A 12062-nucleotide genomic window follows, 5' to 3' on the forward strand; every position below is an offset into this window, starting at 1 on the left:
GTTGCACTCATGGCGAGTGAAGTTGAGAATAGATAATGCGAAGCACACGGGGAAACTAACGTGAGTCATGACTTTGATTACGATTTAGTAATTATAGGCGCTGGTGTAGGGGGACATGGCGCAGCCCTACACGCCGTAAGTTGCGGCTTAAAAACAGCGATTATCGAAGCAGCTGATATGGGTGGTACTTGTGTCAACCGAGGCTGTATTCCATCTAAGGCGCTGTTAGCCGCATCTGGACGTGTGCGGGAATTGCGCGATGCCCACCACCTGAAGTCTTTGGGAATTCAAATTGGCGGCGTGGAATTTGATCGCCAAGCGATCGCTGATCACGCCAATAATCTTGTCTCCAAAATTCAAGGGGATTTAACAAACAGCCTCAAACGTCTGGGAGTCGATATCATCAGAGGTTGGGGTAAAATCGCCGACACGCAAAAAGTGACAGTGATTGGCGATGGTGGTGAAAAAACTATCACCGCTAAGGATATTATTCTTTCTCCTGGTTCTGTACCCTTTGTACCTCCAGGGATTGAAGTAGATGGCAAAACCGTTTTTACTAGCGATCAAGCGGTGAAGCTAGAAACTCTACCACAATGGATAGCCATTATTGGTAGTGGTTACATTGGTTTAGAATTCTCGGATATTTACTCAGCTTTGGGCTGTGAAATCACTTTGATTGAAGCCCTCGATCAACTCATGCCTGGGTTTGATCGCGATATTGCTAAACTCGCAGAACGGGTACTAATTACACCCCGCGACATTGAAACCAAGGTGGGAATATACGCAAAAACAGTTATTCCCGGTTCCCCTGTAGTGATTGAATTGGCAGATTTCAAAACTAAGGAAGTTATCGATGTCATCGAAGTGGATGCTTGCCTAGTAGCAACAGGGCGCATTCCCTCCACCAAAAATCTCGGTTTAGAAGCTGTTGGTGTAGAACTTGATCGCCGTAATTTTATCCCTGTTGACGATCGCATGGCAGTGTTATCAGCAGGGGAAGTTGTACCCCATTTATGGGCAATTGGCGATGCTAACGGCAAAATGATGCTGGCACACGCAGCTTCCGCACAGGGCATCGTCGCTGTTGAAAATATCATCGGACGGGAAAGAAAAGCAGACTATCGTAGTATTCCCGCCGCCGCATTTACCCATCCCGAAGTCAGCTATGTCGGCTTAACAGAAACAGCCGCAAAGGAATTAGGACAAGCCGAAGGTTTTGAAGTCGCCACCAGTAGAAGTTACTTCAAAGGCAATTCCAAAGCTTTGGCAGAAAACGAAGCCGATGGTATAGCCAAAGTCATCTACCGCAAAGACACCGGAGAAGTTTTAGGCGTACATATTTTTGGTTTACACGCCTCCGACTTAATTCACGAAGCGTCCGCAGCAATGGCTAATCGTCAAACAGTCCAAACCCTTGCTCATTTAGTCCACGCCCACCCAACATTATCAGAAGTATTGGATGAAGCATATAAACGAGCAATTGTTTAGATAGGGGTGTAGGGGAGCAGGGAAGCAGAGGAGCAGGGGAGCAGAGGAGAAAGACTTTTACCCAATCCCCAATCCCCAATCCCCAATCCTCAATCCCCAATCCCCAGTCCCCAGTCCCCAATCCCCAGTCCCCAGTCCCCAAATTATGCAAATCCGCCGCCGTCAACCAAGTCCATCTGTAAATGTCTCCATCCTGTGTTATCAAGTTGCGGTGCCAGATGCCCAACCGCAACATATCCTAGAGGAAATTGTCTGGCACAAGGAAATAGAAGTTACACAAATGCGCGACAGAGTGCCTTTGCGAGAGTTGCAAAAGCAAGCACTCTCAGCACCACCAACTCGTGATTTTATCGCAGCTTTAAGACATGGTAGAACTCAGCCAGCATTGATTGCGGAAGTGAAAAAGGCTTCTCCCAGTAAGGGCATATTTCGGGAAGATTTTGACCCCGTAGCGATCGCTCTATCCTACCAACAAGGTGGTGCTAGTTGTCTTTCAGTTTTAACTGATACTAAGTTTTTTCAAGGTAGTTTTGACAACTTAGCTAAAGTCCGTGCTGCTGTAGATTTGCCCCTACTGTGTAAGGATTTTGTGATTTATCCTTATCAGATGTATTTAGCTCGTTTGCAAGGTGCAGATGCAGTTTTATTAATTGCGGCTATTCTCAGTGATCAAGACTTGCAATACTTCATCAAAATTGCTAAATCTCTTGATATGGCTGCATTAATTGAAGTTCACAATCTAGAAGAACTTGACCGCGTATTGGCTTTAGATGGTGTATCTTTAGTAGGCATCAATAATCGCAATTTAGAAGATTTTTCTGTGGATTTACAAACAACTTGCCAACTTTTGGCGGCTAGGAGTAGCCAATTACAGGAAAAAAATATTCTCGTTGTGAGTGAGTCGGGATTACATACCCCAGAAGATTTAAGCTTAGTTTCGCAAGCTGGCGCGGCTGCGGTATTGATTGGCGAATCTTTAGTTACACAACCAGATCCAGAATTAGCGATCACTAGTCTATTTTCCCAGTCTCCTTAAAAAGAGGCAAGGGAGCAGGGGGACAAATAAAGATGAGGATTCAAGGGCATCTGATTTGATACACCCCAACCCTAATATTTAAGGTAAATATTTATTTATTGTGTCAAAATTAACTTGACAGCCAAGAAAAATTAGGCGTTAAAAAAACTACCAAGTTGTTAACTACATGGAGCAAATTCCCCTACCATCACCGATTCACTACGAACTTATACTACAACTATTAGAAAGACAAACTATGTCAGCAGTCAGTAATAACCCTGAACTGCGACATCAGGTTAATCAACTAATTATTACTCTGCGTAAAGCCGCAGCCCAACAAAAGCAATTAGAAGAAGCTTGTCAAGGTTCTTCTGCACTTGTAGAACACCGTTGGTCAATTAATCATAGTCAATAGTTATTAGGCAATAGGCAATAGGCAATAGCTCCACTGCTTCCTTGTCTCCCCCTACTCCCTCCTCTCTCGTGTTCTCTAAACCAGAAAATAACTGTAAGCGGATGTTAATGATGCCTGGCCCAACACCAGTGCCAGAAACTGCTTTACTGGCATTAGCCAAAGAACCAATTGCACATCGCACCAGTGAATTTAGTCAAATTCTGCTAGAGGTGACAGCAAACCTCAAGTGGTTACACCAAACCCAAAATGATGTCCTGCTATTAAATGTCAGTGGTACAGGTGCGGTAGAGGCGGGAATTATTAATTTTCTTTCGGCAGGCGATCGCGTTTTGGTCGGCTCTAATGGTAAATCTAGATTTAGGCAAATACCGCCAAGCCGCAGCGAACAATACTACTCCTTTTAGTCCACCTGTAAATTTGATAGTGGCATTGCAAACCACCTTACAGATGCTGCAAAAGGAGGGTTTAGAATCAATATTTACTCGCCATGAACGGCTGAAAAATGCTACCCGTGCAGCGATGAAAGTGATGAATCTACCTTTATTGGCGGCTGATAATTATGCCAGTTCCGCACTGACATCTGTAGCACCACAGGGAATTGAACCGGATAAAATTCGCTATGCGATGAAACAACGCTTTAATCTTGAACTTGCAGGCGGGCAAGACTATCTCAAAAATAAAATCTTTCGGATTGGTCACTTGGGTTTTGTAAGCGATCGCGATATTCTTAGCTGCATAGCATCCCTAGAAGCCGTCCTCCCTGAACTCGGTTACGAAAATTTTACTTTGGGATCTGGTGTAGCGGCAGTAGCTAGAATATTCACATCGAGATGAACTACTACATCCCCTCCGTGCTAATGCTGTTAGCGTAGCGTTTCCCACAGAGGAAGGGGAATTACACGAAATTTGTTAAAAATAAAAGAGCGAGTTAACTAATTAACTCGCTCTTTTATGGAATTTATATTGCAATGAATCTCTATCTGTCAGCCCTGACACAAGACAGAGTAAATATGGCATATTTTGATTCTCCTGTATGAATCTCTCATACTCTACGCTGATTCCATCCAATCGTAAATTTGTTCCAACTGGTCTAAAGTAATCAAACCGTATTGCCAAAGAATCATGGGTAAAGGGCCTGGGTCTTGTTCCCGATGGCGTAACGCTACAGCCAAAGATGCTGCTGAAATAGACAAATCTTCCTGTAGGAAATGAATTAGCCGTGAATAAGTTGATGGTGACATTTGTAACTCACCTCCTTGCTTAGTATGTATGGTCATATGTTGGTTTCCCATTGCTGTGTAGGCTGCAACTATTACTTCACCCGTGAATATACGATTACCGGATAAACGACTTTGTAAATCTACCTAATAATCTGAAATAAAACGCTCTAACGCAGAAAACTAGAAAAAATCTAGCTGATTCTAGCTATAACAGTATTTCTCTGCTGAATTCTCAAGCTGCAAGTTATTTTCAGGCAATGGGCTTGATATTTCTTACTGATGTGAGCTATCTAGTGTCACATCTAGTAATAAAGATTCCATAGCTAATACTGCCTTATGAGCGACTAATTACACTTATGTCAAAAGGAAGATTTTCAGCAACTAAATTCATTAGGATGTGATTTTACCTGATAAACAACAGATTTGACTATTTTTGACATCATATTAAATAGTAACCTCAGAATTTACTATTTTACGTACATTTGATATTTTTTTTACGCAAACCTCATGAATTCACAATGCCTCTAGGCTGACTCCACAAGCAATACAAAGATTTATTACCGCGAAGCTTCTGTGTCTAAAAACTCAATTTTTATACTGTCACCTATTTTGAGATTTAATTCCGCAGCTCGTCCTGAGCGTAGTTCAATCACTTTGTCGATGGGTACATTAGGGCCATAGGTAGGGCAAGGCTCGCTAGCACAAGGAGGTGCAGCAGTTTCAATATACTTAACTACGCCATTTTGTAAAAAGACCATATCGAGAGCTACAGGTACATTCTTCATCCAAAACCTCGCAGGTTGTGCTGTTGGGAATGTAAATAGCATTCCCCGATTGTCTGGTAGGGCTGGGCGATACATCAAGCCCATTGTTTGCTGTTCAGGTGTCTTTGCTACTTCCAACTCAATCTCTATACCATTAGGAATTTTCGCCTTGGCAGAAATTGGTAGAGTTTGCCCAGATGGTGCTTTTGTCTGGGAAGTAGCAGTTTCTGTAGGAGGTTTAGCCGTTGTCTGCATTGAACAGCCCATCAGTAAAATACTCAGCAGCATGGGAATTAAATTTAACCAACGCATCATACAATTCTGAATTTGGTAATTTAGATTTCGATTTTACAGAAATTTCCGGAAAATGGCTGGTGGTACATACTGGGGATTGGGAGCAGAGAGAAGTCCGAGCAGAGGCTTCCTCCGCTCGGAACTTCGGAGGGAGCAGAAAAGAGAAAATAAATACTCCCTACTCAGCACGCTGCTCACGCCCCGCTTCTCAAAATCCTCAAGCGGAGATAGGATAAATTATGTCTCTACTTGACTTGATGAAAACATCAATAAAATAAATACTTCCACCCTTTATAGGATGGAAGTATGCAATTTGTTTGTAATTTTTGCTACTTTATTTTGAGCTTCTAGGATTCTCTGAGGACGTAACCTACACCCCGCACTGTTTGAATAAGCCGCTTTTGACCTTCATCTTCTATTTTTAAGCGTAGGTAACGAATATAAACTTCGATGACATTAGATTCACCCATGAAGTCGTAACCCCAGACATTTTCTAGAATTTGTTCACGGGTTAAGACTTCACGGGGATGTTCCATTAAGAATTTTAAAAGTTCAAATTCTTTCATGGTTAAGTCAATGATTCGCCCGTTGTAAACAGCACGACGGTTAGCGATGTCTAAAATCAGTTCCCCAAAGCGTAACTGCTCTGTTGTATCAACCTCTGGCTTAAGGTAGAGGCGAATCAATTTTAAAAAGTCTTCGGAGCGATAAGGTTTGAGGATATAATCATCAGCCCCAGCTTCTAGACAAGCTACCCGATCATCAACTGTATCCCTAGCCATAAGTACCAAAACAGGCGATCGCATTCCAGCATTTCTCAGATTTTTGCACAACGACAGTCCTGACTCGCCGGAAAGCATTCTGTCTAGAACTACTAAAGCAGGCTGGCGATCGCGACAATATTGTAAACCACTGGCCGCATCATTGGCCAAAACAGCCTCATAACCAGCTTCTTGCAAATCAAAGGAAAGCTGAGTGGCTAGGCTATCATCTGTTTCGATTACCAAAACACAGGGACTGTGAGCAGATGTCATAACCATTGGATATTGGGGGCTGGGGATTAGGGATTGGAGACTGGGATTCAAGCCTTAACCATGAGAGCTATGTCAGGCATGATCTATTGCAATTTTAATTATTAATACCAAATTCCGTACCTGTACCCTCAATTCTGGAAAGAAATCACCAAAATATTTAAAGACGTTGTATGCAACATCTCTACGTATGCAACGTCTCTACGGCAATTCTACTGAGGTTGGTTTGGCGATATGTGGTAAACCCCAGCCTAATTTTTCTCGGAGAATGCGGAAAAATTCTGGTGGTTGTAGGCGCATAAATTTGACGCTGTAGGGCGATCGCTCCAAATATACCCGATCCTCTGGGAAAATGTAGCAACCGCCATTACCATCCACTACCATGACTAACCGAGGAATATTCACTGGATAAATATTCACTGGTTCAGTGTCTGGAAATACTAAAGCCCTGGAAGCTAAAGAATGGGGACAAATTGGTACTAATTGCAATACAGGTACACCAGGAGTCACAACCGGGCCACCTGCACTTAAAGAATAAGCTGTAGAACCAGTAGGTGTAGAAACAATCACACCATCAGCAGCAATATCCACGGGTGCGTGGCGACCTACAGCAATTTCAAAATGGCACATCGAGGTTAATGGTTCTCGATGTAACACCATTTCGTTTAAGCAAAGGGCTTCCCACAGCACTGAATCGCCTCGCAGTACCTTAACGGTGAGCATGGCGCGTTCTTCAATTTCATATTCACCCACCATCGCCTGTTCTATGGCTTGAGGCAATTGATTCAGGTAAGTTTCTGTTAAAAACCCCATGTGTCCAGTATTCACTGCTAATAGTGGAATACCACAGGGAGCGACCTGTCGCGAGGCTGCTAAAACAGTGCCATCTCCCCCTAGAACTATGACAAACTTCATTTCTGAGTCAAATCCAGGGGGTGTCAGACCATCAAGGGGTGTGTGACATACAGGGCTTTCAGGATTAGAGTAGCCCAGTATACCACCGATACTTGATGTCATACATACATCCCAACCGGCTGCGGTTAGCTTGTCTTTCAGCTCGATAGCCACACGAACGGCTATCGGTTTCACGTCATTGTAGATAATGCCTGCTTTCGGCACACTCAAATATCCAAGTATAGTAGGCGGTGCTTTTTCTTATGTAATCCTTACACATTTTGGATCACGAGTCATTAGTCAAAAGTCAAAAAGAAAGGCAGGGGGCATGGGAGCAGAGGAGAAAAATTAACGACTATTGCAAGAGTGCCTATTGCAAGAGTGCCTATTGCCTATTGACTATTGACTTTCTTAAACGGTGTTTTTTTGGATTTCTGTTTTTTAGTTTTTTCGTAATCTAATTCCTTCAGCTTTTTCATGATGCGGCTGAAATACTCTTGTAGATAGCCTTCTAAAGTAGTCGTCTGTTCTTTTTCTAACCCAAATACCTGATATACCTCGTCCATTGGGGCGTTGAGAGGGTTACCACTGGCCAAAACTTCTGTAAATGCTAGTCTATCTGCAACATTCAATCCCCACTGAAAGAATCGCGCAATTCGGCGCACGGTACGCAGGAGGTTAATTGGCATTCGTCTGACTTTTGCTTCTTTCCCAGATAGGCGCTCACACAGATTAATAATTTCTTCTGCACTCCAAGCACGAGTTCCTACTACTGGGAAAGTCTGTTTTTCGGTGGCTGGTACACTTAAAGCCCGCACAGCAAACTTGGCTATGTCTTGGGTGTCCATGTAAGCTACAGGCGAAGATTCACCTGTCACCCAAACTGGTTGTCCTTCTAAGATGGGTATGCCATATTGACCGATTAATCCTTGCATGAAGCCAGCCAATCGTAAGATTGTATAATTTAGTCCAGACTCGGCTAAAAATAGTTCAGTACACCGCTTAATCTCCATCAGTGGGACTTCTGGGTACTTGTCAGCATCAATAATAGAAAAGAATATAAAACGTTCTACACCAGCAGCTTGCGCCGCTTGAATTAAAGCTACTTGGCCTTGCCAATCTACTTGTTTGATTGTCAATGAATCTGTAGCACGGGATGTAGCCACATCAATTACAGCTGTTACACCTTCTAAAGCTGCTGTAAGAGTTTCGGGGTAACACAAATCCCCTCTGACAAGTTCAGCTCCCCATTCTTTGAGAAAAGCGGCCTTTTTAGCACTGCGGACAAGACAACGTACTTTATATCCCTCATCGATCGCACGACGAGCTACTTGTCTTCCTAAAGTGCCAGTGGCACCAACTATTAATAATGTCATGAGGTTTGTAATAATTATTTAACTTTTATGAAAAGAATCTTAACAGAATTATCTTCTCTCAACAAAACTTTACTTTTTTTTAATGCTCTCGATTGAGATCGAGGGAATGTTGGAAACAGCGTTGTCCGGTGTGCGGACACGCTATTTTTCTAGGGAGAGTAAAATTTTTTGTCTCTCGCCAAAGGTTCTTTCTGAGGATTATTCTTCTGAACCTTGGATTTTCAGTAATAAAGCACCCAAAGCCCAACCGACGAAGATTAGACCGAAAGACAACAGAGCTGCATTGAAAATTTCGCCGCCCATTGATTTGATTCTCCTTTGCGAATGGTGGATCTGTAGATTTTTCTTTTGAAGTTGTTTCAGCAGACTAGACTCAATGACTCAAACCTAATCTTTACTAATCCTACGACTCAGGCAAACTCAGATAAACTATGTCTACCAGAAGCTCTGTAACGGCTACTGTTGGATTAGACCCGTGTAAATAATTCTAAACCAGTTTGATGGTCAATAATATTGGAGAGTGGGGAATAGGGCATGGGGAATTCTGAGTTTGACTTCATCAAAATAAATATGTATCAAGTTCATTTACATCAGCAACAGCGTCCGCGTTTAGCGATTAGTTTGGGAGATCCAGCCGGAATTGGCCCAGAAGTGATTTTGAAAGCTTTGGCAGATCCAGAAATCATTCAACAATGTGACGTTGCTGTGATAGGCGATCGCAATGTGTTGGTACAAACTTATCAAAAACTGAGTGCGACTGAGAATTTACCACTCTTGGCAAATCCTGATCAATTCCCAATTATTGATGTACCGGGGAATGGGGATACGAAAGGGGAAATTATTGTAGGAACTGGGAATGCAGCTAGCGGTGCAGCGAGTTTTGCTTATATGGAATATGCGATCGCTCAAACTCTAGCAGGTGAATTTGATGGGATTGTTACCGCCCCCATTGCTAAATCTGCGTGGAAAGCCGCAGGATATCATTACCCAGGACAAACGGAACTGTTAGCTGAAAAGGCTGGTGTTGATCGATTTGGGATGTTATTTGTGGCGCGATCGCCTTACACTGGTTGGACACTGCGTGCCTTATTAGCAACTACACATATTCCCCTTTGTCAAGTGGCTGAGACGCTGACACCCCAGTTATTAACAAAAAAATTAGATTTGTTGGTGGAGTGTTTAGAGCAAGATTTTGGTATAACTCAAGGAAGAATTGCGATCGCGGGCTTAAATCCCCACAGTGGTGAACAGGGACAATTAGGAACTGAAGAACAGGATTGGTTAATTCCTTGGTTAAATACAGAACGACAAAAACGCCCCAATTTCCATCTAGAGGGGCCAACTCCACCCGATACAATGTGGGTTAAGCCTGGTCAAGCTTGGTATGGTAATTCTCATGTTCAAAATCCTGCCGATGCTTATTTGGCACTTTATCACGACCAAGGTTTAATTCCTGTCAAGCTAATTGCCTTTGACCGTGCTGTTAATACTTCCATTGGTTTACCTTTCGTTCGCACTTCCCCCGACCACGGAACAGCATTTGATATTGCAGGTCAGGGAATTGCTGATGCTACGAGTATGAAAGCAGCGATAAAGTTAGCGGCTGAGTTAGTGAATCAACGGTTAGTGGCTAATAAATTATGATTAGTTATTCATTAAGAATTGCACTTTTTAGTAGCTCAAATTCGCTCTTTTAAGAGTTGTTATAGGTTTGATGAAATTAACATCAAAGCTGTTTTTTATTTAAACTCAAGGTAATATTCCCTCCTCAATTACGTGTTTACTCGGTTATGTACAATATTTCAGTTATGTTAAGTTTGCTGAATATATTCTTCTTAAAGCAGTTCCGCCTGAAGTAAAACTACAAATATTTATTAGCATAGAATGAAAAAATTCTTAATAAGTATCCCTATTATTCTTATAACCTCTAGTATTTCATCATTCCATGCTAATGCTCAATTTTCACAGTCAGTAATGAGAAATATGAGATTTTTTATTACTAGGGAAAATTTATTGATTGCTGCAAATATTCAAAGTGGCTCTGCTTGTTCTTTAAATCGAGGTATTTCTGTAACAAAAATGTCTGGATTTACAACTATAAACACACGTAATAGTAATGTAAAAATTTCAGGCAGAGTAGAAAGTTTTCTATCAATGCACAAAAATGAGATATCAACAGTTTCTGGGAAATTTCAGAGTAATGCTAGAGTCCGTAGTGCTGACTGGTTAATAAGAAATACAGAGTTTTACCCAGAATTTCTGAGTCAAATGGCAGATTGCACAACTGAAGGAGGATTAAAAAGAATGCAGTTGAATGCTCCTTCACCTTGAAAAAATGATGTACACCGTCAGTGAGGCACGCATGCAATACTACAATTAGGCAGCCATCTCCAGAATTTTGTTACCTATTTTTGTAGCTGATTGCTTGATATAACTTTGTGCTTCTCCCACGTTTTTCATACAGGGTCAATATCGGATAAATTAAAACCCACATATCTATTGTTAGAGGCTTGAGCAGACACAATTTTCCCTGATGCTTTTGGTATTAAAACCTCAAACCAACACCTATCTAAACACCCAAGCCTCAGTAAAATTCTTTATAACCAACTTATCCAATTATTTGCTAATTTATTGCAACTATCGACTGCAACTATACTGATAGTATATAGCAATGAGCCTGATAATAGTCACGTTGCAATAATGGAATCTGATTTAAATTTCGGATATCTAAACTGTAGATTATTCAGGAATTTCAAACTTGTAGCCGTAGCCGCGAACAGTTTTAATAAACTCCGGTACACTGGTATCGGCTTCTAGTTTCTTACGTAGCTGACCGATGTGTACGTCTACTACCCGCCCATCTCCCACATAGTCGCAACCCCAAATCTTTTGGATAAGTTGGGGACGACTCCAAGCTTGTCCGGGGTGACTTGCCAAAAAATGGAGAATATTAAATTCTAAAGCCGTTAAATTTAGGGGTTTATCGTTAAGTGTTACTTCCCTACCATCTGGGTTAATAGCTAGGTGTTTAAATATGAGGCGCTGTGAAGGAGAAGGTTTAACAGAGCGGATGCGTCTTAGCAGAGCTTGGACTCGAACTTCAATTTCAGCTAAACTAAACGGTTTAGTAATAAAGTCATCAGCGCCAGCTGCCATGATCCTGATTTTATCGTCTTCCTCTGTCCTGCCAGTCAGGATCATCACCAAGACATTATTCCGATTCTGCATTTCTTGGCATAGTTGATAGCCACTGGTATCTGGCAGATTCCAATCCAGAATGACTAAAGCTGGATCAAATTGCTCAAATAACGCCAGAGCAGTTTTACCATCTGGTGCAGACTCTATTTGATATTTTCGGCTTAAAAACCGATACATAAGATTACGGACACCAAAGTCGTCGTCTACAACAAGAATCTTGGGATTTGAAGCAGGAAGCATCACCATAATGTTTTAGCCTATTGTTAATTGAGCGATTGATTTTCTGTAAAGCTGCCCTGAAAGAAGTTGCTCTTAAAGCATCTGTGCTACACACACTTCTTTTGCGGAGTGTTTATTCCTGTCTACT

Annotated in this window: 12 protein-coding genes and 1 pseudogene; 6 read left to right on the forward strand and 7 right to left on the reverse strand. The window is 42.0% G+C overall.

Annotation, left to right across the window (positions count from 1 at the left end):
* Positions 1-60 precede the first annotated feature (60 nt).
* From lpdA to NOS7524_RS17135, 4 genes and pseudogenes are all read left to right on the forward strand, one after another.
* Entirely contained in the window at positions 61-1488 is a 1428-nt protein-coding gene (lpdA, locus tag NOS7524_RS17120) for a dihydrolipoyl dehydrogenase (RefSeq protein ID WP_015139750.1), read from the forward strand.
* A gap of 145 nt (positions 1489-1633) precedes the next feature.
* Complete coding sequence (trpC, locus tag NOS7524_RS17125) at positions 1634-2524, forward strand: indole-3-glycerol phosphate synthase TrpC (RefSeq protein ID WP_015139751.1); 891 nt, start codon at positions 1634-1636, stop codon at positions 2522-2524.
* Between the two features lie 166 nt (positions 2525-2690).
* Positions 2691-2918 carry a DUF5340 domain-containing protein gene (locus tag NOS7524_RS17130; RefSeq protein ID WP_015139752.1) on the forward strand — a complete coding sequence of 76 codons (228 nt, stop codon included), beginning with the start codon at positions 2691-2693 and terminating at the stop codon, positions 2916-2918.
* A gap of 107 nt (positions 2919-3025) precedes the next feature.
* Positions 3026-3752: pseudogene (locus tag NOS7524_RS17135) on the forward strand (pyridoxal-phosphate-dependent aminotransferase family protein).
* Positions 3753-3967: 215 nt separating this feature from the next.
* Here the strand turns inward: NOS7524_RS17135 and NOS7524_RS17140 are convergent.
* The 6 genes from NOS7524_RS17140 to petM all read right to left on the reverse strand — a co-directional run bounded on the left by NOS7524_RS17140 (position 3968) and on the right by petM (position 8800).
* Positions 3968-4195, reverse strand: coding sequence for a DUF2949 domain-containing protein (locus NOS7524_RS17140; RefSeq protein ID WP_015139753.1), 228 nt, complete (start codon positions 4193-4195; stop codon positions 3968-3970).
* A gap of 500 nt (positions 4196-4695) precedes the next feature.
* Positions 4696-5217, reverse strand: a complete 522-nt coding sequence (locus NOS7524_RS17145; RefSeq protein ID WP_041555368.1) for a DUF192 domain-containing protein — start codon at positions 5215-5217, stop codon at positions 4696-4698.
* Positions 5218-5543: 326 nt separating this feature from the next.
* Complete coding sequence (gene nblR / locus NOS7524_RS17150) at positions 5544-6230, reverse strand: response regulator transcription factor NblR (protein WP_041555369.1); 687 nt, start codon at positions 6228-6230, stop codon at positions 5544-5546.
* Between the two features lie 198 nt (positions 6231-6428).
* Positions 6429-7346, reverse strand: a complete 918-nt coding sequence (locus NOS7524_RS17155) for an NAD(+) kinase (RefSeq protein WP_015139756.1) — start codon at positions 7344-7346, stop codon at positions 6429-6431.
* A gap of 167 nt (positions 7347-7513) precedes the next feature.
* The gene (locus NOS7524_RS17160; protein ID WP_015139757.1) at positions 7514-8497 is read right to left on the reverse strand and encodes an SDR family oxidoreductase; all 984 of its coding nucleotides are present in this window, start codon (positions 8495-8497) and stop codon (positions 7514-7516) included.
* Between the two features lie 198 nt (positions 8498-8695).
* The gene (petM, locus tag NOS7524_RS17165; RefSeq protein ID WP_015139758.1) at positions 8696-8800 is read right to left on the reverse strand and encodes a cytochrome b6-f complex subunit PetM; all 105 of its coding nucleotides are present in this window, start codon (positions 8798-8800) and stop codon (positions 8696-8698) included.
* Between the two features lie 267 nt (positions 8801-9067).
* Between petM and pdxA the strand changes: the two genes are divergently transcribed.
* Together pdxA and NOS7524_RS17175 are read left to right on the forward strand one after the other, a co-directional pair.
* On the forward strand, positions 9068-10141 hold the full coding sequence (pdxA, locus tag NOS7524_RS17170) for a 4-hydroxythreonine-4-phosphate dehydrogenase PdxA (protein ID WP_144050951.1): 1074 nt from the start codon (positions 9068-9070) through the stop codon (positions 10139-10141).
* 240 nt (positions 10142-10381) lie between these two features.
* Positions 10382-10828 (forward strand): hypothetical protein, encoded by a 447-nt coding sequence (locus tag NOS7524_RS17175; RefSeq protein ID WP_041555370.1) that lies wholly within the window; start codon positions 10382-10384, stop codon positions 10826-10828.
* Positions 10829-11236: 408 nt separating this feature from the next.
* Here the strand turns inward: NOS7524_RS17175 and NOS7524_RS17180 are convergent, their stop codons facing one another.
* Positions 11237-11941 (reverse strand): response regulator transcription factor, encoded by a 705-nt coding sequence (locus NOS7524_RS17180; protein ID WP_015139761.1) that lies wholly within the window; start codon positions 11939-11941, stop codon positions 11237-11239.
* Positions 11942-12062: the final 121 nt, after the last annotated feature.

This window comes from Nostoc sp. PCC 7524 (assembly GCF_000316645.1).
Classification (GTDB): Bacteria; Cyanobacteriota; Cyanobacteriia; order Cyanobacteriales; family Nostocaceae; genus Trichormus.